The sequence below is a fragment of the Candidatus Absconditicoccus praedator genome (assembly GCF_021057185.1).
Taxonomy (GTDB): domain Bacteria; phylum Patescibacteriota; class Gracilibacteria; order Absconditabacterales; family Absconditicoccaceae; genus Absconditicoccus; species Absconditicoccus praedator.
In genome coordinates, this window is record NZ_CP054059.1 from 1,057,683 (window position 1) to 1,084,498 (window position 26,816).

The 26,816-nt window shown below is 26.5% G+C and carries 29 protein-coding genes; 21 read left to right on the forward strand and 8 right to left on the reverse strand.

Going from position 1 to position 26,816, the window contains the following annotated elements; genetic code table 25:
• The first annotated feature begins 95 nt into the window (after positions 1 to 95).
• The gene (locus HLG78_RS05080) at positions 96 to 419 is read left to right on the forward strand and encodes a hypothetical protein (RefSeq protein ID WP_231177895.1); all 324 of its coding nucleotides are present in this window, start codon (positions 96 to 98) and stop codon (positions 417 to 419) included.
• Here the strand turns inward: HLG78_RS05080 and HLG78_RS05085 are convergent.
• Both HLG78_RS05085 and HLG78_RS05090 read right to left on the reverse strand, forming a co-directional pair.
• Positions 414 to 854, reverse strand: a complete 441-nt coding sequence (locus tag HLG78_RS05085; protein ID WP_231177899.1) for a hypothetical protein — start codon at positions 852 to 854, stop codon at positions 414 to 416. The two genes, HLG78_RS05080 and HLG78_RS05085, sit on opposite strands and share 6 nt — an antisense overlap.
• Position 855: 1 nt before the next feature.
• Complete coding sequence (locus HLG78_RS05090; RefSeq protein WP_231177901.1) at positions 856 to 1,590, reverse strand: vWA domain-containing protein; 735 nt, start codon at positions 1,588 to 1,590, stop codon at positions 856 to 858.
• A gap of 131 nt (positions 1,591 to 1,721) precedes the next feature.
• On the opposite strand from HLG78_RS05090, the gene HLG78_RS05095 reads away from it, so the two are divergent.
• From HLG78_RS05095 to HLG78_RS05140, 10 genes are all read left to right on the forward strand, one after another.
• A complete protein-coding gene (locus HLG78_RS05095; RefSeq protein WP_231177920.1) occupies positions 1,722 to 4,733 on the forward strand; it encodes a valine--tRNA ligase in 3,012 nt (1,003 codons plus the stop codon).
• Between the two features lie 25 nt (positions 4,734 to 4,758).
• Positions 4,759 to 5,136, forward strand: coding sequence for a phage holin family protein (locus HLG78_RS05100; protein WP_231177925.1), 378 nt, complete (start codon positions 4,759 to 4,761; stop codon positions 5,134 to 5,136).
• Entirely contained in the window at positions 5,136 to 5,366 is a 231-nt protein-coding gene (locus tag HLG78_RS05105; protein ID WP_231177928.1) for a hypothetical protein, read from the forward strand. Before HLG78_RS05100 ends, HLG78_RS05105 begins: the two co-directional genes overlap by 1 nt.
• A complete protein-coding gene (locus tag HLG78_RS05110; RefSeq protein WP_231177931.1) occupies positions 5,320 to 5,898 on the forward strand; it encodes a helix-turn-helix domain-containing protein in 579 nt (192 codons plus the stop codon). Before HLG78_RS05105 ends, HLG78_RS05110 begins: the two co-directional genes overlap by 47 nt.
• 11 nt (positions 5,899 to 5,909) lie before the next feature.
• Positions 5,910 to 6,365: a hypothetical protein gene (locus HLG78_RS05115; protein ID WP_231177934.1), complete on the forward strand. Its 456-nt coding sequence runs from the start codon at positions 5,910 to 5,912 to the stop codon at positions 6,363 to 6,365.
• Positions 6,290 to 7,144, forward strand: a complete 855-nt coding sequence (locus HLG78_RS05120; RefSeq protein ID WP_231177937.1) for a radical SAM protein — start codon at positions 6,290 to 6,292, stop codon at positions 7,142 to 7,144. Before HLG78_RS05115 ends, HLG78_RS05120 begins: the two co-directional genes overlap by 76 nt.
• A gap of 47 nt (positions 7,145 to 7,191) precedes the next feature.
• Positions 7,192 to 7,668, forward strand: coding sequence for a hypothetical protein (locus HLG78_RS05125; RefSeq protein ID WP_231177941.1), 477 nt, complete (start codon positions 7,192 to 7,194; stop codon positions 7,666 to 7,668).
• Positions 7,669 to 8,053: 385 nt separating this feature from the next.
• The gene (locus HLG78_RS05130) at positions 8,054 to 9,238 is read left to right on the forward strand and encodes a sigma-70 family RNA polymerase sigma factor (RefSeq protein WP_231177944.1); all 1,185 of its coding nucleotides are present in this window, start codon (positions 8,054 to 8,056) and stop codon (positions 9,236 to 9,238) included.
• A gap of 23 nt (positions 9,239 to 9,261) precedes the next feature.
• Positions 9,262 to 10,536 (forward strand): aminoacyl--tRNA ligase-related protein, encoded by a 1,275-nt coding sequence (locus HLG78_RS05135; RefSeq protein ID WP_231177947.1) that lies wholly within the window; start codon positions 9,262 to 9,264, stop codon positions 10,534 to 10,536.
• A gap of 381 nt (positions 10,537 to 10,917) precedes the next feature.
• The gene (locus HLG78_RS05140) at positions 10,918 to 11,820 is read left to right on the forward strand and encodes a branched-chain amino acid transaminase (RefSeq protein ID WP_231177949.1); all 903 of its coding nucleotides are present in this window, start codon (positions 10,918 to 10,920) and stop codon (positions 11,818 to 11,820) included.
• 3 nt (positions 11,821 to 11,823) lie between these two features.
• On the opposite strand, the gene HLG78_RS05145 is transcribed toward HLG78_RS05140, so the two are convergent.
• The 5 genes from HLG78_RS05145 to HLG78_RS05165 form a co-directional block, all read right to left on the reverse strand.
• On the reverse strand, positions 11,824 to 12,267 hold the full coding sequence (locus HLG78_RS05145; protein WP_231177952.1) for a 23S rRNA (pseudouridine(1915)-N(3))-methyltransferase RlmH: 444 nt from the start codon (positions 12,265 to 12,267) through the stop codon (positions 11,824 to 11,826).
• A gap of 21 nt (positions 12,268 to 12,288) precedes the next feature.
• On the reverse strand, positions 12,289 to 13,653 hold the full coding sequence (gene dnaB / locus HLG78_RS05150) for a replicative DNA helicase (RefSeq protein WP_231177955.1): 1,365 nt from the start codon (positions 13,651 to 13,653) through the stop codon (positions 12,289 to 12,291).
• Positions 13,654 to 13,678: 25 nt separating this feature from the next.
• Positions 13,679 to 14,251, reverse strand: coding sequence for a histidine phosphatase family protein (locus HLG78_RS05155; protein ID WP_231177967.1), 573 nt, complete (start codon positions 14,249 to 14,251; stop codon positions 13,679 to 13,681).
• Positions 14,252 to 14,342: 91 nt separating this feature from the next.
• Positions 14,343 to 14,993 (reverse strand): phosphatase PAP2 family protein, encoded by a 651-nt coding sequence (locus HLG78_RS05160; RefSeq protein WP_231177972.1) that lies wholly within the window; start codon positions 14,991 to 14,993, stop codon positions 14,343 to 14,345.
• Positions 14,994 to 15,189: 196 nt separating this feature from the next.
• Entirely contained in the window at positions 15,190 to 15,804 is a 615-nt protein-coding gene (locus HLG78_RS05165; RefSeq protein WP_231177977.1) for a superoxide dismutase, read from the reverse strand.
• 228 nt (positions 15,805 to 16,032) lie between these two features.
• Here HLG78_RS05165 and HLG78_RS05170 point away from each other — a divergent pair, with 228 nt between their 5' ends.
• From HLG78_RS05170 to HLG78_RS05215, 10 genes are all read left to right on the forward strand, one after another.
• The gene (locus HLG78_RS05170; RefSeq protein WP_231177982.1) at positions 16,033 to 16,788 is read left to right on the forward strand and encodes a DedA family protein; all 756 of its coding nucleotides are present in this window, start codon (positions 16,033 to 16,035) and stop codon (positions 16,786 to 16,788) included.
• Positions 16,789 to 16,866: 78 nt separating this feature from the next.
• Positions 16,867 to 17,514, forward strand: coding sequence for a peroxiredoxin (locus HLG78_RS05175; RefSeq protein WP_231177986.1), 648 nt, complete (start codon positions 16,867 to 16,869; stop codon positions 17,512 to 17,514).
• Between the two features lie 96 nt (positions 17,515 to 17,610).
• Complete coding sequence (locus HLG78_RS05180) at positions 17,611 to 19,137, forward strand: hypothetical protein (protein ID WP_231177989.1); 1,527 nt, start codon at positions 17,611 to 17,613, stop codon at positions 19,135 to 19,137.
• A 58-nt stretch (positions 19,138 to 19,195) separates the two neighbouring features.
• Positions 19,196 to 20,005, forward strand: coding sequence for a sugar phosphate isomerase/epimerase family protein (locus HLG78_RS05185; RefSeq protein WP_231177991.1), 810 nt, complete (start codon positions 19,196 to 19,198; stop codon positions 20,003 to 20,005).
• A gap of 20 nt (positions 20,006 to 20,025) precedes the next feature.
• Entirely contained in the window at positions 20,026 to 20,757 is a 732-nt protein-coding gene (uppS, locus tag HLG78_RS05190; protein ID WP_231177995.1) for a polyprenyl diphosphate synthase, read from the forward strand.
• Positions 20,758 to 20,779: 22 nt separating this feature from the next.
• Complete coding sequence (dnaN, locus tag HLG78_RS05195; protein WP_231177998.1) at positions 20,780 to 21,925, forward strand: DNA polymerase III subunit beta; 1,146 nt, start codon at positions 20,780 to 20,782, stop codon at positions 21,923 to 21,925.
• A 20-nt stretch (positions 21,926 to 21,945) separates the two neighbouring features.
• Entirely contained in the window at positions 21,946 to 22,635 is a 690-nt protein-coding gene (locus HLG78_RS05200) for a hypothetical protein (RefSeq protein ID WP_231178015.1), read from the forward strand.
• Between the two features lie 110 nt (positions 22,636 to 22,745).
• Positions 22,746 to 23,927, forward strand: a complete 1,182-nt coding sequence (ftsA, locus tag HLG78_RS05205; protein WP_231178018.1) for a cell division protein FtsA — start codon at positions 22,746 to 22,748, stop codon at positions 23,925 to 23,927.
• A gap of 44 nt (positions 23,928 to 23,971) precedes the next feature.
• On the forward strand, positions 23,972 to 25,150 hold the full coding sequence (ftsZ, locus tag HLG78_RS05210) for a cell division protein FtsZ (RefSeq protein ID WP_231178021.1): 1,179 nt from the start codon (positions 23,972 to 23,974) through the stop codon (positions 25,148 to 25,150).
• A gap of 23 nt (positions 25,151 to 25,173) precedes the next feature.
• Positions 25,174 to 25,623, forward strand: a complete 450-nt coding sequence (locus tag HLG78_RS05215) for a F0F1 ATP synthase subunit delta/epsilon (RefSeq protein ID WP_231178024.1) — start codon at positions 25,174 to 25,176, stop codon at positions 25,621 to 25,623.
• A 47-nt stretch (positions 25,624 to 25,670) separates the two neighbouring features.
• Here HLG78_RS05215 and pheS read toward each other — a convergent pair whose 3' ends face one another.
• Positions 25,671 to 26,693, reverse strand: coding sequence for a phenylalanine--tRNA ligase subunit alpha (pheS, locus tag HLG78_RS05220; RefSeq protein WP_231178026.1), 1,023 nt, complete (start codon positions 26,691 to 26,693; stop codon positions 25,671 to 25,673).
• Positions 26,694 to 26,816 lie beyond the last annotated feature (123 nt).

Genomic DNA, 26,816 nt, shown 5'->3' on the forward strand with positions numbered 1-26,816 from the left:
ATATAAATACAAATTAAAATTATATTACAAATAAATTTGACAAAAAAAATATATTGTGTATAATTTTATAAAATTTAACAAATAAAAACAAAAAAATGAATATAAATAAGTTAGTAGCAGATCAAGAAATTCAAGAAATTACTGCAAATCCAGATTCTTTTGCTCCTGATGTAACTTGAGATCTAGCAGAGGAGCTTTCTGAACTTGGTGTAGATATAGTTATCAATCATAAAACTTGTGTAGTATGAAGAGATACAACTTGAGATTGAACATATATTATATCAGACAACTGAATGGTAAAAGATACAGTATTTTGGGTATGAGAAATCGAAACTTTTTGATATGGAAGAGTTTGATTTGAGTATGAAACTGTAAATGGAGAAAGTTGAACCTGGATAGTTTGAGAAGGTCCTTTATAATGAGATATTTTTGAGTTTGTCTTTAAGAAAGTTTTCTAATTCTGGATCTATATCTTCTTTTTTATATATTGTTTCTTTGATTTGATTTATTTTTTGATTGTTTGGTGTTATTAATTTTATAACATCTTCTATGTTTTTATATTCTCCTTTGATTTGCATTGTTTCGAAAAAATTAACTGTGTTTTTGATGAATTCTTTTCAATCAGAATGTAAAAGTTTTTTTCTGTAAAATTCTAACATTTCTTTTCTTATTATCTTAAGTTTTTTCTTTTCATTTATATTTTTTTTGATTTGTATTAATATCTTAAAAAGAAAGAAAATGCTACTTATCAAGGAAAAAAATATTAAAAATAACAATATTATAAGCAACATATTGTTTAATATTGCATATATTCAAATTTCAGGCCATTGATTGAAGTATATATTTTCTATCATTTTAGATTCAAAATAATGATAAAATTCAGGCTATTGTTTCCAACAATTTTTGCTGGCTACCTGATATGTTTCAACTTGTAGTAGTAAAATAATTTTTTATATCTTTTTCTTCTTTTATACTTTCTTTTTGAACTCATAATTTTCAAGATATATTTTGATTTGTTTGTTCTCATATTCCAAGAATTTTGAGAGATTGACTTTTAGCAGCTAGCTTATTTCTTACTTCATTTGATTCATTTTCATCTATATTATAGTCGTCTGATGCTAAAAATAAAATTCAACTACTTCAAGGAGATGTATTTTTTGAAAAATTATGGATTCAGTCTAGAATGTCAGAACTATATTCAGATTGCTTATCTGTGGGTGTTATTATAGTGTTTTCTCTTAGTGAAGATAAGTAGTGCTCTAAGGTATATTTGTCTCAAGTTGGGGGTATTAAGTATGTGCTTGTTGGTCATACTGTTTCTTTTTGATTTCCAAATAGTACTATTCAGTAATTATTGTTGTCATCCTCTGAAATTGACTTGGATATTGTGTTTTTAATAACATCTAGTTTTGAGGTGTTGTCAACTCAGGCGGATTGATTGATTTCTTTTTTATTGTCTATCAAAAAAACTACACTATTTGATGTTGTATCTTGAGTATCTATTAAAAAAAGATAAAAAAAGATTCAAATTCATACTATGCTTGATAATATTTTTATTATTATAATTTTTTTAAGATGTTTTTGTAGCATTTTTAATTTATTTTTTAAAATCTTTCACATATTATTAAAAACACTTGAAAAATCAACAGATTTAATTAAAAGTAAATTATATATAAAAATTGCTTTCTAAAATCATTTAGCTTTTAAAATTCACTTAAATTATGTCTATATTTCCTAAAAAATATGATCCATCAATTGAAGAACAAATAAATAAAATGTGGATAGAAAATAATTTGTTTGCCCCTGACAATCAAGGGAAAAAACAAGATACAGAAAAATTTGTAATTTCAATGCCTCCTCCGAATGTTACCTGAATACTTCATCTTGGTCATGCTTTTATGCTATCCATAGAAGATGCATTTGTAAGACATGCTCGTATGAGATGAAAAGAAACTCTACGAATCCCATGAACAGACCATGCATGAATAGCAACTCAGGCAGTAGTAGAAAAGAAACTAAAAGAAGAATGAATTTCTAGATATGATTTATGAAGAGAAAAGTTTGTTGATAAAGTTTGGGATTGGGCTAAGTACTCTAGGAGTACAATAATAAACCAAACAAAACAAATGTGAGCGTCTTGTGACTGGAATAGAGAAGAGTTTACTATGTCTGAAAGACTTTCTAGAGCAGTAAGAAAAGCTTTTGTTAATCTATATCAGAGTTGAAAAATTTATCAATGAGATTATATTGTTAATTGGTGTCCAGAATCTCAGACAGTAATTTCAGATATAGAAGTAAATTATGAAGAAGAAGAAACAAACTTGTATCATATTAGATATTTTATAGAATGAAAATGAGATTCAATTACAATAGCCACAGTTCGTCCTGAAACAATTTTTGCAGATGTTGCAATTGCTGTTCATCCAAAAGACAAAAGATACAAAAAGTTTATATGAAAAAATGTACTTATTCCAATAGTAAATAGGCCAATACCTGTAATAGCAGATGAATATGTAGACACTACTTTTGGATCTTGAGCATTGAAAATAACTCCTACTCATGATCCAAATGATTTTAATATATGAAAAAATCATGATTTACCTTTGGATAGATTTGCAATAGATAAGGATTGATGTTTTACAAGTTGGGCAGGGGAGTTTGAATGACACAAAGCTAAAGATGTGATGGGAAACCTAACTCAAATGCTTGATGAGATTTGAAATTTAGAAAAAATAGAAAAATATACAACAAAGGTGCCTTATTCTGAAAGATATAATACAAGAATTCAACCTATGTTGAGTAAACAGTGGTTTGTAGACACAAAAGATTCTGCTCAGGCTTCTATAGATCTAGTTAATGATTGAGAAGTAAATATATGTCCTGAAAGGTTTAATAAAAATTTCTTCAATTGGCTTAATGATATTAAGCCTTGGTGTATAAGTAGACAGCTTTGGTGGTGACATAGAATTCCTGTTTGGTATTGTGAAAACTGACATAAAAATGTTTATGATGAAGATTCAGTTATATCTTCAATCAAGCAAAATGAAAAAACATCTAAATACACTATACTGTCTATGATAATATTTAACTTGATTTCAGATTTAAAGCTAAAAAAGCATTTTAATATAGAAGAGTTGATTAATGTTTTGTTTGATGACAGTATTCTTCCTCATCAGTGAAAAATTTATAGAACATACATTGATATTTATAAAACAAAATATAAAAATGATTCCAAGTTACTAAATGAGGTTGAAGAATTAGAAGATGTCTTAGATTTCATGTCTTCCAAAGAAAATGATATATTAAGTAAGTGAGATAAATTAGTTGATATTCTTTGAGAGTCATATTGAATTCAGGAAAAATGAGATTTTTATGAGTTTATTTTTTATTGTCAATCTTGTGATTCTCAAAAACTAAAACAAGATGAAGATGTATTAGATACTTGGTTTAGTTCATCTCTTTGGCCTTTTAGTATTTTGTGATGGCCAGAAAAAACTACTGATTTTGAAAGGTATTATCCAAATCAGGTTATGTGAACTTGATATGATATACTTTTTTTCCGAGTAGCAAGGATGGTTATGATGTGATGGGAAAACTTAGGTCAAAAACCATTTGATAATGTTTATTTGCATTGATTGGTAAAAGATAAAAACTGAGAAAAATTTTCGAAATCAAAATGAAATAACATTGATCCTGCAGAAGTAATTAAAACTTATTGAGCTGATAGTATGAGACTGTCTTTGGTTTTGTGAACAACTCCTGGTAATGATACAAAATTTTCTATGGAAAAAGTTGAGTACAACAAAAGATTTATAAATAAACTATGGAATGCCACTAGGTTTATCCATGTAAATTATATTTGAGACAATGCATCAACTATTGATTATGATCTTATAAGAGAGGATATAAATAAAAATTTTGAGCACTTAAATGATTTTGATAAATGGATTGTAAATCAGATTAATGAATTAGTTGTTTTGTGAGAAAAGTCTTTCAAAAATTTTATGTTATGAGAATTTTGACAAAATATAGTTAAGGTAGCCTGGCATGATTTCTGTGATTGGTATATAGAGATATCCAAAATAAGTTCTTCAGAGTATACCCAAAAAGTTTTGCTGTATTGAATCTGAACAATACTTAAGCTTTTGCATCCTTATGCTCCTTTTGTGACAGAAAAATTGTGGAGTCTTTTGTGATTTGAGTGATTTTTGATAGTTTCAGATTATCCTCAAACAATTGAAGTTTGAGAAAAAAACTCTAAAATAAACTTATTGATGGATTTGATTTCAGAATGAAGAAATCTTAGACATCAATCCGAATTAAAACCACATGAAAAAGTTGATATTTGTGTTCAATCAAACTCAAGATTTTTAGAGTTTTTAAAGCAGTATGAAAATATATTTACTTCTCTTATTTGAGTAAATAATATTAGTTACTTATCAGAAAATGAACAAATTCCAGAAGAATATCATGTAGGTGTTGTTTTTGATGTAAAACTTGGGCTGAAATGAATAAAACAAATAAGTGTTGCTGAGCAAATAGAAAACCTTGAAAAGCAAAAATCACAAGAAGAGCAGTTTTTGCAATCATTGAGAAGTGTAGTTACAAGCCCATGATTCATGGAAAAAGCTCCAGAAAAAGTGGTGGAAGAAAAAACTCAAAAAATAGAAGAAGTAAAAAATAGGATTTTGGATATACAATATGAAATAGATAAGCTTAAAATGAAAAAATAACTTTTTTATTGATTAACTTAAAAAAATGATAAATAAAATACTGTCATCTATATTAATCAATGCGTTTGTAATATATGTAATTGCAAGATATATTCCTGAATTATGATTTAGTATCGAGCCTAAATCTGCTATTACTCTTGAATTGATATTTGCTCTTTGAGCTACATTCTGGGTGTTTGATGAAGTTATAAAAAGGTTATTGAAGGCATTAGTGTTTCCATTGATGTTGTTGATGTCTTGATTAATGAGTATTATAATTAATATTTGAATATTTTATCTTTATGCATATACTGTAAATGATATTTTACCATTAGAAATAGAGATAGTCTTGTGAACATTTTTGCAAGTTGTAATATTATCAATTGTAGTAAGTATTGCTAATTTATTACTTAAAAAATTATAATGAAATATGTATATTTGGTACTAATGATTGTTTTATCAGTTTTGCTGTTGATTTTGTATTTTCAAAATTTATGAGAAAGAGGAAGTTTTGATTTTTTGCATATGGATATATGAACTAACTTGTTGATGACATATCTTTTTATCTTGTCTTGAGCTTGCTGAGCTTTGTTAGTTTTGACTATAAATGCATTTTTTGGATCTTGATATGATAATGATGAGTTTGACATATAATTTGACAAGAAAACAAGCATCTAAAAAATTAGATGTATCTACAAGAACAATAGATAGATATATTAGAAGATGAACTATTTCTTACAAAAAACATGCAAATAAGATATATCTGTCTGAAGATGAGATAGAAACTCTCAAATCTCAACTTTTTGGTGTAAAACAAAATGAAAGTTTATCAATAGTTAAAAATACCTCTTGGGAGCAATGAGAGGTGTCTCAACAAAATTCAGCAGACTGATTAAAAGAAATGGTAGAGGTATTACAAGAAAAAGATAAGCAAATAGAAGCCAAAAATGCCATGATATTCAATATGCAAAAAACTATTACAGAACTTGAAAGTAAGTTAGCTAATACAGTAGCTTTGCCTGACTATAATCAAGAAAAAGAACAACATCAAATAGAAAAAGAAAAAATAAATTTAAAAAACAAACAAATAAGCCAAGAGCTTGAAAAAGAAAAAATTAAAAACTTGATCAATCTTGCTATATTAGTATTTTTTGTGGTAAGTATATTTATTTATGCATTTTTATAATTTAAATTTCTATGGATTACAAAGTTTTTTGATGTAGATTAAATAAATATTATGCAAATCAATGGTTAAACTATTTTTATGAACAAAATATTTACGATAGAAATTATTTTTTGTTGGTTTCATGTCAGGTTACTGATAAAGCAAAAACAAAATGGATAAAAGAAGCTAAATCACAAATTAAAAAATGAAAAATAGTATATTTAGCATGATGTGGTAGTATCGATAAATGAAATATAATTGATGAAAAAAAACTGTTAGATCAGTTTCCAGAATTAAAAGATTATTTTTACAATATTAGGCTTTTGCCTGAGTCTCCTAAATGAAATTTTGATACTATTAAATGATATGAAAAAAGTATATATACTAGGAAAAATATACTTATACAAAATGGTTGTGATACCAACTGTACTTTTTGTATAACAGCAAAAAAAGATGAAAAAGTAGAAATAGAAATAAAAAAGAGATAATAGATGAAATAAATGAATTTCATAAATACTGATGAAAAGAGGTGGTATTAACTTGAGTAAATGTTTCTGCATGGTGAGCTTCCAATACAAGAAATTCAAAAGAAAGTAAATTTTCACATCTTCTAAGAGATATCTTGAATTATACAAATATTCCAAGAATTAGAATATCATCTATTTCTCCAGAATTTCTCGATGATTATTTTTTTGATGTGATAGAAAATAAAAGAATAATGCCTTTTTTTCATTTTTCTGTACAAAGTTTTTCAGATAAGGTTTTAAAAAATATGAATAGAAATTATACATCTTGTGAATTGATAGAAAAAATTGAAACAATTAGAAGTTTAAAAAGAGATGATAAAGATTTAATCAATCTTGGTGCAGATATAATTGTGTGATTTCCTCAAGAAACTTATGAAGATTTTTTGATAACATATAATATGCTTGAAAAATATTTTTTTACGAATATGCATATATTTCCATTTTCTTCTCATATAAAATGAGATTCAGTTCCTGCTTCATTGTATAAAGGTAAAATTGATGATTCAATAAAAAATCAAAGAGAAAAAAAACTTTTTAATCTTTCTGAAATTAATCAAAAAAAATTCAAGAAAATAAATAAATGAAAAAAATTAAATGTTCTTTTTGAATATCAAAAAAAATGAACTTGGTACTGATGGTCTGAAAATTATATTCAAATAAAAAAACTTCTCATGATGATTTGTCAGGAAAATTGCAAGAGGTTGTTTTTAAATAATTATTATTTTTTGCAATTTGTTTAAATTTGGTTAAAATAAAATTATTAATTTAAATAAAAAATAAAAACAAAATGACACAAACTGCAGTAACTAATAGCCTTGATGTGATGTCTTTTACTGAGGATTTAAGAAATGTTTTTGAATGAGTTAAAAAAAGAGTTGAAGATGTATTGAAAGAAGTTTTTTCAGAAACTCAAAGAAAGCAGTACAGGGAGCTTAAACAAAAAGAAAGTCTTACTCAGGATGAACAATTACAGTTTTATAGGTTAGAGTTTTTAATGATAAGTTGAAACAAAAAACTATCAGAATCTTTGATACAAGTCTACAAAAAGCATATTATTAACTGACAAGAACTTTTAGATGAAGATTTTGAAATTATAAATAAGTTTTATGCAAAAGTTGAATGAAAGCCAGCCTACCAACAAGAAACAATGGTTTATTCTCATATGTTTTGGGAAAGTATTTGTAGTTGAGAAGACTGTTTGAAAGCTATTATTTATGCAAGAAAAGAATGAAATGAGGTGCTTTCTCAGATTGATTTAGCTTAATTATTCTTTTATGATTTTTTTGTATTATTTGATAATAATTAATATTATAGTATTTTTTCTTTTTGCTATAGATAAATTTAAAGCCTATTTTTGATATTGGAGAATAAGTGAAAATATACTATTATTATCTAATCTTTTTTGATGAATAATATGATGAGTTTTAGGGATGATCTTATTTTCACATAAAATATCAAAGTCAAGTTTTCAGTTGAAATTTTGGCCAATTGTTTTTTTATGGATTTTTATTTATCTTTATTTGTTGTATTATATATAAAAAGTCTAATTTAAGTTTGAATTTTATTGAAAAATTATTATTATGTGGTTATATTTTTTGATTTTTTTCGTAATATATTAAATATATTTATATTTTTAGAAATTATTATTTATGGCTAAACAAAAGCTTTGGGACAAATTAAAAGAAGATATAAAAGAGCTTCCAGAAAATTTACAAGACCTTTTAAATACTTGATTGGATAGGTGACATATTACAGAAGATGAAATAATAAGTAAAGTAAGTGATATTGATGAACAAATAGAAATTGTAGAAAAGTTTTATGATGTTGCAGATAAGTTGAGTATAAAAATTGAAACAATAGAGGAGATATTAGAAAAAGAGGCAAAGGATGAAAAGCAGGATAGAAAACTTTGAAAAGTATCCTTATATGAAAATGAACATCATATAAATGATGTTCAATACAAGGACTTCATAAAGCTTTATTTTAATGATATTTCTAAAATACCGTTGCTGACAGCTGATGAAGAAAAATCATTGGCAAGAAGAATAAAAGATTGAGATGAACAGGCTACAAAAATTCTTATGGAATCAAATCTTAGGTTGGTAATTAGTATCGCCAAAAGATTTTTGTGATCTAGACTATCTTTTATGGATTTAATTCAAGAAGGTAATATATGACTTATAAAAGCTATTGAAAAGTTTGATCCAGATAAAGATTTTAAGTTTTCTACATATGCAACTTGGTGGATAAAGCAGTCTATTACAAAATCAATAGCTGATATAACTAAAAATGTAAGAATACCTGTACACTTAATTGACGAGATAAATGCATTCAATAGAGCATCACAAGAGCTTTTTCAAAGATATGGAAGAGAGCCAAATGCCAAAGAAATTGCTAAATATTTAGATTATCCATACAAGAAAGTTAAAAAGCTTGAAGAAGTGATTTTTTGAAATATTTCTTTGGATGCTGAAGTAGGTGATGATTGAAAAAATAGTATTTGAGATTTGATAGCAGATGAAAAAACTTTGACTCCAGACAATTATGTAGAAAGAGAAACAGTTTCTACAAATTTAGATAAAATTCTTTCAATGCTTGATGAAAGAGAAGCAAAAATTATTAAAATGAGATATGGTATAGATTGACCAAAATATACTTTGGAACAAGTATGAGCAGAATTTAATGTCACTAGAGAAAGAGTAAGACAAATTGAGCAAAAAGTATTACAAAAATTAAAAGAACATGAATGACTTCAAAAACTATTATGAATAGAAGATTATATAGAAAGAATGAAGTATTTAGTTAAAAAATCTTGAAGAAGAAAAAGTAGTTAATTTAATATACTTATATTGAACAAATGAGGCTAAGTAATTATTTTGTAAAAACTTCAAAACAATCTTCAGAAGAAGAAAAGTCTATAAATGCTCAATTGCTTACAAGGTGATGATTTGTTAGAAGAAATATAGCATGAGTTTATACATATCTACCTTTCTGATTAAGAGTTTTGAGAAAGATAGAAAATATTGTTAGGGAAGAGATGAATAAGATTTGATGAAATGAAGTTTTTATGCCTGTATTGTCGTCCAAAGCTAACTGGGAGGCCACATGAAGATGGGATGAAATAGATGTTTTATACAAACTTGAATGAGCTTGATGACATATGTTTGCTTTGAATTCCACCCATGAAGAGATTATTACTCCTATAGCAGAAGAATTTATAAAATCTTATAAAGATTTACCAAGATATATCTATCAGATACAAACAAAATTTAGAAATGAAAAAAGAGCTAAATCTTGACTTTTGAGGTGAAGAGAGTTCTCTATGAAAGATTTGTATAGTTTTCATGAAAATGAAAAAGATTTAGATGAATATTTTGAGCTTGTGTCAAAAGCATATAGAAAAATTTTTGATAGAGTATGACTTGGCAAATTAACTTATGAAGTAGAAGCACCTTGATGAGATTTTTCCGACAAACCTTCTATAGAATTCCAAACATTAACTAATGCATGAGAAGATAATATTTGGATAGATACAAAAACTAATTATGCAATCAATGAAGAATTAGCTGAATGTATGACAGATATTTTTGATATAGTAAAAGAATGAGAAAATATTTCATCAATATACTCTAAAAAAATTTGAAGAGAGCTTGAAAAAAGAAAAGCTGCAGAAGTATGAAATATATTTAAATTGTATGATAGATTTTCAAAAGCATTTAATCTTTTTTATCAAGACAAAACTAATTCTCAGGAATTAGTACAAATGTGATGTTATTGAATATGAACTTCTCGTTTAATGTGAGTAGTTGTGGAGGTGTTTAATGATGAAAAATGAATTATTTGGCCAGAAAATATTGCTCCTTATAAATATGATATAATTCCAATATGAGAGACATGATATAAAAAAGCTGAAGAAATATATAATTACTTTGAAAAATGTTGAATAGAAGCTGTTTTAGATGATAGAAAAGAATCTCCATGATATAGGCTAAAAGATGCTGATTTGGTGGGTTTTCCATATAAAATAGTAGTTTCAGACAAAACATTATCTTCTTGAGAAAATATTGTAGAAGTTATAAATAGGCAAACTGGTAGTACTGAATTAATTGATTATACAAAAATTAAAAAATAGCCGAAATGGTGAATTCCATTCCGGCTTTGAGATTCAAGAAAAAAGGCTTTTGATAGTAGGAACAATATCATTTTCATTTCCTACTTTGGCTACTTTTCTATCTCCAAACAGTCCTTGTTTTTCATAGATTCCAAATCCACCAATTTCCTTTTGGATTTTGAATCTCCTAGTTTGTCCATCAGGACATTTAAAGGCAAATTTGCTTGGCATTTCCATAAGTTGTACTCCTTTTGTATGGATGGTATATTCTTTATAATTATTTGCGCAAAAATGTCAATAAATTGTGTTTGATTTTTTGTGATAAATATTAAATACTTAAAATTGAATTTTCAAGAAATATTCTTAAACTATAAAATATATTTTAGAAATTTATTTTAAAAAATGGGATTTGAAACAAAATATATACGAGAAAACTGAAAAAAATTGCAATGGGATGACTCAAAAATACATACAGTAAATCATGCTTTACATTATTGAACAGCAGTGTTTGAATGAATTAGAATTTATCAAACAGAAAAATGACCAAAAATATTTAGGCTTACAGACCATATGAAAAGATTTGTTCATAGTATGCAATGTATCAATATAAATACAGATTTTTCTATAAACGATTTAAATGAAGCAACAAAAGAACTTATTAAAATAAACTGAATAGAAAATTGATATATAAGACCAATTGCATGGTATTGATCAGGTAAAATGTGATTAAACCCTGCTTGAGCTGAGCAAAACATTAGTATATCAGTACGAAGTTGGTGAAAATACCTATCAGAAAATCCTATAAATGTATGTATTTCCAGCTATATAAGACCACATCCTCAGTCTGCAATTATGACCGCAAAAATAAGTTGATATTATATAAATAGTGTTTTTGCTAATACCGAAGCAAAAGCCAATTGATATGATGAGGCTTTGCTTTTAGATAATGAATGAAATGTTGCTGAATGACCTGGTGAAAATATTTTTTTTATAAAAGATAAGTATTTATATACACCAAATTCTAAGTCAATTCTTCCTTGAATAACTAGGGATACAATAACAAATGCAGTAGCAAAAGATTTATGATATATAGTTGAAGAGACTTCAATTTCTCCAAATAAAATACAAAACTTTGATGAGGCTTTTTTTGTATGAACTGCTGCAGAAGTAACTCCTATTCAAAAAATACAAGAAACAAACTGAAATATTATTTCTTATAGTGCTGATAAATCTTATGAAATAGCAGATTATTATCAAAAAATTGTAACATGACAAATAGATAAATACAAGTACTGGAATGAATAAAATTTAGTAATGATACGATTTATTTATTGATATTGTATATCATCTATAAAGCTGTTCTAGTAAAACTAGTTTGGCAATTCAATGTGGCAATGTAATTTTTCAAAATGAGATTTCTTGCTGTATGCTAGGGTAAAGAAGTGAAGTATTTAGACCATATGGGCCTCCTAATATAAAAGCTGTATTATTGTTTCAGGGAAAAAATTGTGAAAAATAATGAGAGTCTACCAGTTTTCAACTTTTGTTTAGGATTATTTTATGGAAATTTGGATATTTTTTTAATTTATCTAAAATTTTTTTTGTTTCAAACTTTATAGTGTTTTCTATACTTTCTCATTTAACAGGTTTTATAGGTATCAGTTCAACTGATTTTCCAAGTCTTTTTTGATATTCAAAGATAGCTTTATCAAAATGTTTATCACTATCTCATACAGATATTATTTTTATCATCTCTTGCGAAAAAAATTAAATTTATTCTAGATATCCGCTTTCTTCTTCTGCTTTGTCATAAAATTTCATAACATTATCTACAAAAACAAGTTCTACATCTCAAACTGGTCAATTTCTATTTTTCCTCAAAAAAACATCTGCAAGTCACTTCCTGTCTGTATCAGGATCATAATAATCTTCTCTAAATAACATCAAAACTGCATCCGCATCTTGTTCTATAGCTCAAGACTCTCTAAGATCAGAAAGTTGAGGTTTCTTATCTGGTCTTTGTTCTACTGCACGAGAAAGTTGAGATAAAGCTAAAATAGGAACCTCAAGTTCTCTTGCTAATTCTTTAAGTCATCTAGATATTTCTGAAATTTCTTGTACTCTATTTCCAGCAAACTTTGAAGATGCTCAGCTCATTAATTGAAGGTAATCTATTAATATCAAGTCCAGCCCTCCTTTTTCTATTTTTAGTCTTCTTAGTTTTGATTTTAGTTCGGGAATGGTAGCTCATCATTTATCATCAAGAAAAATGTTTACCTCAGATAATTTTTCCATTGCTTCTCATATATTTGCAAAATCTTCTTCGTGAAGATCTCATCTGTGAATTTTTCCTAAAGGTGTCTCAGATACACAAGATAGTATTCTATCAACAATTTGGTCATTTCACATTTCCAAGGAAAACATTGCAACATACTTGTTTTGCTTTATAGCAGCATTTATAAGTAGATTTATAGCAAATGATGTTTTTCACATACTTGGTCTTGCAGCCAAAATCACCAAATCACCTGGCTTAAATCCTCCCAATAAGTTATCCAAGTGAGAATAAGTTGATAAAACTTTTCATTTGTCTACCTTTGATGGATCATCAACAATTTCCATATATTCTTCCATTCTTTGATTGAGTATATCTTTTATGTGAGCCAAAGAACTACTTGTATTTATCTGAGTCAAGTCAAATATTCTTTTTTCTATATTATCAAGTATTTGTCAAGTATCTTTTTCTTCATATACATCTCATGCTATTTTTTGGGATGTTTTTAATATATTTCTTAATATGGATTTTTCTTTAACAATCTTAGAATACTCTCATACTACAGTAGGAGTTAATACGAAACTTGATAATTCGTAAAGATAGTCAATACCTCATATATTTTCAAGATTTCAATTTTTTGAAAGTTGGTCAGAAATAGTAATAACATCAATAGTTTTATTGGACTCCCATAACTGAGAAATTGCTTCATAAATAAACTGATGTTCTTTTTGATAAAAATCTTCAGCATTTATAAAATATGATGTTGCTGAGTACAAAGAATCATTATCAAGTATTATGCTTGATATAACTCATTTTTCGGCTTCCTGAGAGTTAGGAGGCAATTTGATGTCTTGAATATCTACCATTAAATATTTTTACAAAAATAAAAAACTAACTAATTGGAATATAAGCTAATCATAAATTATCTAATCATTCTTTTTCGTCTAGAATTTGTTTTAATGATTTTCAGTGAATAATTGAAATTAATGCTTTGTATACTCATCAATGAGCTACCACTAGAACATTTTTATTATTAATTTCTTTTGTATTATCTATTAAAAACGACCTTATTCTTGAGACATACTCTTCCCAAGTTTCTCAGTTTTCATTTTTAGTTCTGTAAATATAACTAAGTTGAGTTTTATTGCAATTATATTTTTCTAAAAGATCATCTACTTTTTTTCAGGAGAATTCTCAATACATTTGTTCATTTAATCTGTTATCTTTTATTATATTTTTATTGTATCAAATTATTTCTGCAACTTTTTGAGATGTCTGAATAGCTCTTATAAGTTTTGATGAAAATATTTTATCAATATTAAGTTTTTTGAGTTTTTCTTGAAAATTAGCATCTTCAAAATCTTTTAATCATTGATTTGAAAGTTCTTGGTTTTCTTCTCATCCATTCAAAAATCAATCTAAATTGTTTCAAACTTTTCAATGTCTTAAAAAATAAAATCACATAATTTACAATATAATTTTTAAAATAATTTGTATTACCAATATAGTATTATATATAATTATAAAAAAGTGAATTTCAAACTATAAATTTTAGTTAGTATTCTTTTATTCAAAAAAGCTTTTCAAAAATATATTTTTGTAATATTATCAATGGATCAAAAACTCGTTTTTTAAAGAATCAATAAATTTTTGGTCTTATTAAAATCAAAGGACATAAAATTCATAAAAAGAAACCAGCTATTATATCAGTAGGTCGATGTATTCATCACATCACCCTAGATATTCACATAATAAAAGAGAAAATAAATAAAACAAAAGAGAAAGCCAATAAAAATCTATTTTTATTTTGTAATCCCCATAGCATAGAAGAGGTTGCAATAGCCATGCTTAGAGTCATATGATCTGATGGAATACTTACATCTGGTAGGTGTTCTAATACTAGGTTTTTTTGGGATTCTATATGATCTTCAGGTCTATCTTTAATAATTAGAAACTGAAAAGCTTGACTTACTATCATACTGGTAACTCAAGAAAAAAATATATATAATGAAGCATATTTATAATTTACATTTTTATTGTAAACTCCATACAAATACAAATATACTAAATATATTGGATAAACAAACACAAAAATATCTGCTGTTATAGGAATGTACTTAGATAAAAAATAGTTTTTATCTGCAAAATCATTTAAGTTTTCAAGAAGTAATTTTCACCATTCAGGTTCTTTTAGTTTTAAGAACATATTATGAATTTTATAAATAAAACAAACAAATATATAATTTTTTATATAAAAAATTCAACCTATAAAATAGTTTATTGTTTTATTTATTTAAGTAGTATATGTTTTGGATAAATTCAAAATTGTAAAATAACATAAATTTGAAATTACAATATTTATTTTTAGCTATTATTATAAGGTTTACTTATTGTTTATTTAATTATCTATATTTTTCAAAATATTGTTCAACTTTTTTCCAGTCTATTACATTCCAAAAGTTTTTAAGATATTCAGGTCTTTTATTTTGATATTGTAGATAGTATGCATGTTCCCATACATCTATTCATAAGATAGGTTTTCATCTATCTTCTTCATTAATTATATTCATCATAGGATTATCTTGGTTTGGGGTCTTTGTAATTTTTAGCTTTCAGTTGTTGTCAATAATAAGCCATGCCCATCATGATCCAAACTGTGTGATTCATGCATTTTCTAATTCTTCTTGTAGTTTTTCAAAACTTCAAAATGTGTTTTCTATCTCATATAGTAGATTACCTTCTGGCTTTCATCATCAGCTTGGTGACATTATATCCCAATAAAGATTGTGATTGAATGTTCAACCTCAATTATTTCTTACAGCAATAGGTAATTTATCTATATTTTCAAACATCTCCTCCAAAGATTTTGATTCTAACTGTGTTCATTCAATACTAGTATTTAATTTATCGATATATGTTTGATGATGTTTACTATGATGAATTTCCATGGTTTTACTATCTATATATGGTTCTAGTGCATCATATGAATAATTTAGTATTGGTAGTTTGTAGTTCATTTTTTGGGGTTAGTATTTAAATTTATATAAATTTTATTATTATTTGTTTACTTGTGAACAACAAAAATTAGGTATTATACAATTATTTTCCAAAAGTTAAAAAAATTTCTTGTTTTAAAAAGATAGTTGTTTAAAATAGAAAAGTTTTTAAATATGTTTTTTAAAGAAATGTTTTTATAATAAAAGCTATATTAATTTTTTTTATAAAATAAATCAAAAATTATAATTATGCGAAAAAAGATAGGGTATTTTTTGGTTCATGTCTTAAATATTACGATAATTGTAACAACTTTCATTCTTGCTTTTATCACAATATTTTATCCAGAAGTAATTAAAAATATAATAGAATGGATAGAAGAAGTAGTTAAATGACTTTGAAACTGGAATTATTTGATAGCATTTTTGAGTGCAGCTATAGAAAGTTTTCCTTTGGTTTGAATGTTGTTGCCTTGACAGACCGTGTTACTTACAGTTTGAGGTTTTTTTGGTCAGGAATTTTTAATAAATGTAATGGTAGTAGCAGCGTTATGAGCTGTATTGGGTAATTATACCTGATATATTCTTGGTTATTATGTAGGTGATGCATTTTTTAAAAGGTATTGAGAATGGTTTTGAATTTGAGAAACAGAGCTTGATTATATAAAATCTTGAATACATAAATATTGACCAATAGCAGTTATTCTTAGTAAATTTCACCCTATGACAAGAGCTTTTATTCCATTTATAGCTTGAAGTATGTGAATGAAGCAATTCTCTTTTATGATATATAATTTTATAGGTTCTATTTTGTGGGCTGTTACAGTGGTTGTATTATGAGTTTTATTTGTTTCTTATTATGAAGTGATAATTGATTCATTTCCTTTGATTGTTCTTGTATTGTTAATATGATGAGCATTTTATATATACTTTTTTAAGAAAGAAAAATTTCAAGAGTATATGAAGAAAAAACAAGAAGAAATAGAAAGAAAGTATTGAAATAAATAATATTGCCTAACTTTTGTGTTTTATTATTAGATTTGATTTACTATTATCTCATTGTGATTTATATTATAAAATAAAAAAATGGATAAAGAAATGATGAAAGAAGAATTATTATCAGAAGCTACAAGTAATTATCCTATGGTAAAAATTGAACATGAAATATTAGATTTTGACTTGGAAATGTATGATCCTACAAGTGATGATGTAATTAACAAAAAAATTAGTGATTATAAATGAAAATGGTTGGTTATAATGTTTTATCCTGCTGATTTTACTTTTGTTTGTCCTACTGAATTAAAAGATTTAAATAAGTCAATAGAAGAAATTTATAAGTTATGAGATGTTGAAGTTTTGGCTGCTAGTACTGATACAGTTTTTTCTCACAAATGATGGGTAGAAAATGAAAAACTTTTGAATGACCTAAAATATCCTATGATATCTGATAGAAGATGAATTCTAAGTAGATATTTTTGAATTCTGAATGAAGAGACTTGAAATTCAGAAAGATGAACATTTATTATAGATCCAAATTGAGTATTGAAGTCTATTGAGATAGTAACTGAGCCAATATGAAGAAGTTCAAAAGACTTGATAAGAAAACTTAAGGCTTTAAAGTTTGTTAATGAAAATCCTTGAAGTGCTTGTCCTGCAAACTGGAATGATGATATGCCTGTATTGAATCCTTCTGTAAAAATAGCGGGTCATATCTGAGAAAATTATTCTTGATAATCTATAAAAACCTGAAATACTACTTTCAGGTTTTTTTATTGAAAGTTATGTAAAATTATTTATAATAAACAATATTTAAACAAAACAAAAATTAATATGAAAAAAATCTTATCTTTTTTTCTTTTTATGAGCTTGATCAGTTGATACACTTATGCTCAAGATTTTTTTGACTATATAAAAACCAATTATGAGTATATACAATTGCAAGATCAAATTTTTTCAAATGAGCCTTATGTATCCAATAAAGATAATACTTACTATTTTTTGTGAAGTGTTTCATTGTATGAAATTTCAGACTTTCAAAGTTATTATAATATAAATAGGTTTTTAGGTTTTGATAGTAATACTTTTTTTGTGAAAATTGAAAATGAAGATAAATTTTATGTTTTACAAAAAAAAGAAAATATTGCCGACTCTTGAAATTGTGAAAATTTAGATAATATTCCTAATGAATTTCTGTCAAATCATACTGATTTAATTAAGATAGATAATGACAACACTGTTCTTCTTTGAAAAAATAAAACTGATAAGACTTGTTTTTCAAAAGATTGAGTTGTTTTTCTTCCCAAAAATGATTTTGTGGATTATGATATACAATATTTTAGAGAAAATTATTCTCAAATTAATGATGTTATAGATAAAATAAACTCCAAAATTAGCCCAGACAATCAAAATGATGATACGATAAAGCTAATTTATGATTATATAATAGAAAATACCTCATACAATTATGATGTAGTAGAAGACTTAAATAATCTTCCAAATGATATGTATCCTTGGAGAATATGATGATTTTTTGATTGATTAAATGTTGTCTGTGATTGATATGTAAAAGTATTTGTTTTTCTTGCAGGAATTATGTGATTAGAGGCTGAAAGAGTGGTAGGTGAAGTACAGCCAATTGTTAAAAATGAATTAGACTTGGAGGAGTACTTACATTCTTGGATAAAAATTGAAGATAAATATTATGATCCTACTTTTGATGATACAGAAAACCCAAACTGATACAATTATTTTTGAAAATCTAAAAAATGTTTTAATATAAATCATTATAAGGATTGATGGATTAATTTTAGTAATTATGATGAAAGATTTGAATATCTAAAAAATAATGCTGATTATATAATATCAAACTGTCCTTGAATTTTAGTCTCTGCTTTAGTTAATGACTGAAACCTAAATAAATTTCTTACTTATGTAGTAAAAGAAAAATCATCAAATAAAATAGAAAAAATTTTTTGTTATATGTGAGTTTGTGATATCCAGTTTGATAATTTAGAATCAAAAAAATGAAAACAAATTTCTTATACAATCTGATCAGAAAAAGAGGTAGTGGAAGTTTATCAGATTTTAAAAAATTTTGAAATGGATAATGAGGAAGATGTAGAAAATCAGGAAACTTTAGAGGAATCAAAGAAGCTGTCATCTGATGAGAAAAGAAGGGTAGAGTTAGTTTATGAAAAGATAGATGAAGAACTATTGAGTTCAAATACTATTCTAAGAGAAAGGCAAATAAATAATATTACAAATCAGTTAGATGATATTATAGAAAGAGATGATATATGAGATAAACCTAAAAGAAGAATTAAATATCTGAAAGACTTATTTTTAGTTGAAAAATAACTTAAAATATTTATCATAAATTCTAATTTGTGTATGATTTATTTTGTATAATAAATTAATGAGTGAACAAGAGGAAATTAAAAAAAATAAAGCAGAGTTTTTGCTTAGCACTGATAGTTTGTCGTGATATTGACTAGACTTGATATTTGAAACTGCTAGAAACATAAATTTTGACTGAATAGATCTTGCAATGTGGAAGAGTTTTGATAGTTGGAGCTCAAAATATGTTAAAAAACTTTCTGAAAAGTATGAAATGCCAGTAAAGGTGATTCAGATTTCATCAAACACAAATTCAAAAGAAATGAATAAAGCTGTAGATATGGCTAAAGAGCTTTGAGTTGAAAACATAACAATAAATCCTCCTCGTTTTACAAATTGGAAATCATATAGGTTTATTAGCAATAATATTTCTTCATATAAAAGACAAAACCCAAACATAAAATTTTCTATAATAAATCCTCCCAAAAGTAGTCTTTTTATGTTGCCTATACCAGAGTATCATTTTAATAATATCGTTGATATAATTAAGAAATATAAAGTGTATTTGTGATTTGATGTGGCAAATATAGATGAACAGGCTTTGGAGATTAATTTTTTAAGAAAAATTTCTGGCTTTGTTCCTCATATATGAGTAGTTTATTTATCAGACAAAACTAAAACTTGAGTATGACATGTGCCATTGTGAGATTGATCTTTGAAACTTCCTACAATACTTAAAAAGTTTAAACAACATGAATATTATTGAAATTTTAGTTTGAAATTAGAAATTGATAAAAAAGATTTGGCAGATATAGAAAAAGTTGAGCAAATTCTTAAAAAATGTAAACTTTATTATAAAGAAAATTTTGAAGAGTTAGTTATTTCTTAAAATTTATATGAGTAAATTTGATGATGAATTATCCAAAGCATGTTTGATTAATCCCTGATTGAAATAGGACTTGGGCGAAAACTCAAAATATACCAAAATTTTGGTGACATCTTGAGTGATTTAATAGATGTATTGAACTTTGTAATCATATCTTTACTAATACTGATATAAAAGTATTTAGTATATGGGGACTTAGTACAGAAAATCGAAAATGAAGAACAAATGAAGAGTTGGATTACCTTTTTGGTTTGTATAAAAAAGTACCTATTAATTTGGAAAAGTTTTTAAAAGAAAAAAAAGTCAACTTTAGATTTGTATGAAACTTGGATGGTATACCAAAAGATTTGGCAGACTTTTTAAAGGATAAACAAAAAGAATTAACTTTTGATACTGATAAATATCTTGTGTTGGCTATAAATTATTGATGAAGAGATGAGGTTGTTAGAGGTATTAAAAATATGGCTTCCAATATGATACAACAATGAAAATACAATTTGAATGATATTCAAGACGATATTACTGAAGAAAATTTATCAAAACATCTTGATTTTTGAGACTTGCCGAATATAGAATTAGTTATCAGAACAAAATGAAATTTAGCAAAAAGACTTTCAGGATTTATGCTGTGGTGGGTGTGATATGCAGAATTGTATTTTTCAGAAAAAAAATGTCCAGAATTTAATTCTAAAGATTTGGATGAAGCTTTGTCTTGGTTCAATAATGTTTATAAAGAGAGAAACTTTTGAAAATAATTTATAAATTTACTAAAAAATAATGATAGCAACTATACCTACATCAAAATTACAAGAAATATTGGATAATTGTACAAGATTTGTTTCAAAAAGCTCTACACTGCCTGTGCTAGAAAATATATATATAAAGGCTGAATCCGATAAAGTTGTTTTTAAGTCAACTGATATGGAAAAATATATACAATTTGAAATAAATACTCAAGTGGAAGCTCAGTGATGACTTACTGTAAATGCAAAAGTTTTTTCTGATATTATTAGAAGTTTGGATGATGATGAGGTTAAACTAGAAATAGATGAAAATACTGATATGTTAACAATAAACACAACAAGTGATGTTTTTAAAGTAAAATGAATTTCTATATCTGAATATGTAGCTGCACCTTCTGTTTCCTCTGATGTAGCTGCTTCTATCAAGCCATCTGAGCTGTCAAAATGAATTGATAAAGTTGCTTATGCTGTTACTGAAAGAAATTTTTCACCTGTATTGACTGGAGTGTTGCTTAAAATGAAACAAGAATCAGATTGAAATAAGTTAGTTTTTGTTTGAACAGATTCATTAAGGTTGGCAGAATACAAAATTCCTTATGAGGGAGAGTTTTGTGAGATGGAGCTTGTAATACCTAAAATAAATATCATAGATATAAAAAAAATGATAGATTATGTAGAAGAAAAATGATGAACAAAAATTGATGTGTCATTTTCAGAAAATATGGTTAGCTTTGTAGCAGATTTAGAAGACTCAAAAATATATACAACTTCTGTATTAATTCAATGAAACTTTCCAAATTATGATAATGAAAGCATAATCCCTAGACAGTATAATACAGAAATAAATACTGATAAAATGCAACTAGAAAAATCTATTAAAAAAGTTTCAATTCTTACTAAAGATGTGAATAATTTTGTAAATATAAGTAACTTGGATGAGAAAAAAATAGTTGTGAGATCTTGAGAAACTGATAAGTGAGAAGCAGATACCAATATTAATGCTAGCATAGACTGAAGTGACTTTAAGATTGGTATAAATTGAAAATATATTTCTGATTTTATAAAAGTAATTGAATCTGATAATATTTTGATTAATATTGTAGATAATGAAAAACCAGTAGTATTTAAGGATGAGTTGGATGAAAATCTTGTGTATGTGATTAGACCTTTGGTGGATTAATTTTAAATAAAATAAAAAAAATGAAGAATTCTTTTACATTATTTGAAATAATTGTAGTTGTTATTATATTATGATTACTTTTAGCAGCATTAAGTAATTTTTTTCAAATGAATGAAAGAGATTATATAAGAGCAAGATGATGTGTAGATCATACATACTGACAGATAAAAAACTTTATTGATATGGCTTCTACCTGAAAATGACTTTATGATGAATCAGTAGGAGAGGTTGTGTATCCAGATGAATATGAGTTAGTTTTTAATGAGGATGACAATTATATAAGTTTTAGGTATATTAAAGATTGAACTTCTAGTGATTATAAAAAAATTGAGCTTGAGTGATCTGATTGAACATGAGAAAATTATTGTTATGATAATTCAAGAGAATATTATGTAAGTATATGAGAGTATGATTGAGCTAGTGATGATGAAGGCCTTATAGAAGAAATCAACTTATCAACGTTGTTTCAGTGAGATATAAATACACCGCCTGTTAAAATAAATAATGATGAACAAAAATCTTATTGATATATATCTTTTTATTTTTCTCCTGCAGATGTTGAGGATAGAAGAATAATAAGCAAAATTATTTTTGATAGGAGAGTTAATCAAGTAAGACATAATAAATGTACACAACGGTGAGAAAATTATTCTACTTGTCAAAGATGGGCTCAAACATTCAATGAAATGGATTGAATTTTCAATTATTAGTAATGATAACCAAAAGTAATCACATTAGAAAAATTACTATTTGACTTTGTTTTTGATTTTGTTATAAAGAGTTTATTGAAAAAATTTATTTGAATTAAATGTTTTTTTAAATGCAGGATTTAAAGTTGGTTTTAGATTTATGAAACTGATATATAAAAGGTATCATATTTGCAAAAGAGTGAGATAGTACAGTGGTTATATCTAAAGATACAGTTAAAACTAAGTGAATGAGAAAATGAAAAATATTGGATGTTGATGATTTTGTGTATTCAATTAGAGCTTTGTTTGAAAGTTTTGAAAAAAAACTTTGAGGTGACTTTATAGATGAAATATATGTGGGGTTGTCTCATCCAGATATGAAAATCAAAAGAATTTCAGAACAAAAAAGAGTAATGAATGAGTCAATACAACAAGATGATATGGATCATCTTACAAATCTAATTTCAGAAACTTCCGGTGAACAAAATTATGAAACCATCAAAATCATTCCTGTACAGTGGATTATAGATGAACAAATGAGGCTAAAAGACCCTACATGAATGCAGTGAAAAAAGCTTGAAATTACTGCAGATGTTTTTTCTATACCAAAGAATTTTTATAATACATTAGTAGAAGTTTTTGAAAAACTTGAAATAGATGTAGTGGATATTGTTCCAAACTTACTTGGTGCATCGGAATCAGCTATAGATTTTGATGATAAGGATCTTTGAACATTGTTGATAGATATATGAAATAATCAAACTTCTTTTGTGGTTTATGAGGAGTGATTTCCTATAACTTATTGAGTTGTACCTATTTGATGAGAGGAAGTAACCAAAGATATTTCAATTTGACTTCAGGTAGATATAAAAGATGCAGAAAAAATAAAAAAAGAAAAATGAACTGCATTATTGGAGGATCAGTCTCAAGAAGACGAATCAATTGATGTGGCATTTTTGTCTGATGTTATTACCGCAAGGTATGAAGAAATTTTTGAACATATAAATGAGTATCTTGTACAGCTAGGGAAAGATAGTAGGCTTCCATGATGAGTAGTACTAGTAGGATGATGAGCAAAGATGAATAATGTTGAAAAGCTATCAAAAGAATATTTTAAGCTTGTTACCTTTTTTGGAAAGGATAAAGTTTATAATATATCTGATGTATCAACCAAATTGCAGTATATAAATACAATATGAGTAAATGCATGGGTTGACAAGTATTGAGTATGAAGTGGATGATTTAGTATGTCTATGTGAGTTTGATTATGATGGGTGAAAAAAGTAATAAAATATATTAAAGATATGTTCTAAAATTAATCTTATTTTGAAAATTTATATACTAAAATAATAAGAAAATGACATTACAAGAAATAACTCCAGATTTTGTACCATGAGCTAGAATAAAAGTAGTTTGAGTATGATGAGGTGGTTCTAATAGTTTGAATAGAATGATTCAAGAATGAATAGAATGAGTTGAATTTATATGAGTAAATACTGATGCTCAAGCATTATCAGGTTCTTTTGCAGAGCATAAAGTTAATATATGACTAAATCTTACAAGATGACTTTGAGCTTGAGCTAATGCTGATGTTTGAAGAAAGGCTGCAGAAGAAAATATTGATGAAATAAAAAAACTTCTTCAAGATACAGATATGCTATTTGTGACTGCAGGTATGTGATGAGGTACAGGTACTTGAGCAACACCAGTAATTGCACAAGCGGCAAAAGAAATGTGAATTCTTACTGTATGAGTTGTTACAAAACCATTTAGCTTTGAATGAAAGAAAAGGTATGAAAATGCTTCGGAATGATTAGAAAAGATGAAACAGTCTGTGGATACCTTGATAGTGATACCAAATGATAAAATATTCAATATCATAGACAAGAAAACAACATTCAAACAAGCATTTTCAATGGTTGATAAAATATTAATGTTGGGTGTACAATGAATTTCTGACCTTATTATAAGACCTTGAGATATTAATATAGACTTTGCAGATATTAGAGTGATTATGGAAAACTCTTGAACAGCATTACTTTGAATAGGTTATGGTGAATGAGAAAATAGAGCAGTGGATGCAGCAAGAAATGCTATAGAAAATCCATTATTAGAATCCAATTTGGAATGAGCTCAAAATATAATATTTGCTGTGACTTGATGAGAAGATTTGACTCCTGTAGAGGTTCAAGATGCTTCAAGAGTTATAGAAGAGATAGCAAATCCTGATGCAAATATTATCTGGTGAATGACATTGGATGAAAGCTATGATTGAGAAGTAAAAGTTACTATAGTTGCAACTTGATTTCCTGAGTCAGCTCAAGAAGATATGATAAGAGGTACACAAAAAGCTTCAACATGATCTTCATCAAGAAGATCAAAATGACAAGACTTTGTGAATAAGGCTCTTAGTTCAGGAAGCTCAGATAATAATTCAACAAGAATGTCAGAACAACCAAAAGCAGAAGAACCAACTGAAAAACCAAAAGAAGATTATGAAACACCTGCATTTTTAAGAAAAAAAATAAATAAATAATTTATAATATTAAATATTAGTTTATGTATTTGAGAATTACTAGCTTGGATAGTGTCGTTTTCGAGTGAGAAGTAAAAAAAATAATAGTTCCTTCTGAGGAATGAGAACTTGCTATACTTCCAAATCATATTCCTTTGACATGTACTACTAAGGCAGGAATTATACAGCTTGTTCCCAAAAATCATGAAGAAAGTTTCATCAAGTCATGAGATTTTCTTTTTGATGATGATAAAATTTCTATTTCTGTTTCAAAATGAATATTTTATACAGATTGAAATATAAATATTCTAAATACTTCTGTGGCTTCTACAACTCCTGAAGAATCCAAAGAAAATCTTGAAAAAATGAAGTTAGAGCTACAAGAGAAACTCCAAGAACTACAAAAAAATTGAAATATTGAAGAGATAGAAGCCACCTCTCAAGAACTAGAAAAAATATCTGCTGATATCAAACTAACCAAGTTTAAAAGCTAGTTTAAAATACTTTTAAAACAAAAATCTCCAAACAATGGAGATTTTTTTTATATACTTTTGATAAATTTTAGGTCTGCAGAGTTTAGTAGTCTTATATCATCTATTCAATATTTGATTGCTGCAAGTCTTGTTAGTCACATTCAAAAGGCAAATCATGAGTATTTGGATGGATCTATGTTTGCTTCTTGAAGTACATTTGGGTGTATCATTCAAGCTCATAAAATCTCTATCCATCATCATCATTTGCATAATGAGCATCAGTTTCATTTGCATATTGGACAAGAAGCATCTACTTCCATTCCCGGTTCTACAAATGGGAAATAAGATGGTCTCATTCTTATTTGTACATCAGTTTCTAGTAGTCAAGATAGTATTTTTCTCAACATATATTTGAAGTTTGGTATATTAATTCATTCATCAACTACTACTCATTCAAACTGCCAAAATACACTATCATGACTTGCATCAGTTTTTTCAAACCTATATACTTTTCAAGGTATTGCTACTTTGAGTGGTGCTCAGTATTTTTTTAGTAGCTTATTTTGCATTGCTGATGTATGAGTTCTTAGTACATAGTTGTCGTTTGTGTCATCTTTTGATTTTGAGTATATTGTGTCCTGCATTTCAGTGGCAGGGTGTGTAGGTGGTATGTTTACAGAGTAAAAATTATTGTATTTGCTAACTAAATCTTCTCAGTATTCTATAGTAAATCACATTCATTTTGAAATATCTTCTGCTTTTCTTCTAAGTTTTGTGATTACCGTTGTACTACCTTTTTTTAGGTTGGGTGAAGGAGTTGTAATATCTATAGGATCGTTGTTTAGTTGTTGGTTTATTGTTTTTATCTTGATGTCTTTTTTGATTTGTTTGAATTCTTTTTCTATTTTTTCTTTTATTGATGAAAGAAATTGTCATTTCTTTTTTCTTTCTTCGGGATCAAGTTTTCATAAAGTTTTGAATTCTTGATTGATTTCTCATTTTTTACCTAGGTATTTTTGTTCAAAGTTCTCTAATTTTTCTATGCTATCGCATTCTTGTAGTTCTTCTAAGATTTTTTGTTGATCTATCATGCTAACTAATAAGTTATAAACTTAAATAAGTATTTTTATAAATAAAATTAAAGTTTTTTCAATATCAGGTTGTATTATTTTTGTGTGACAATCTTTGTAATTATTTTGTTTGTATTGTTTGAT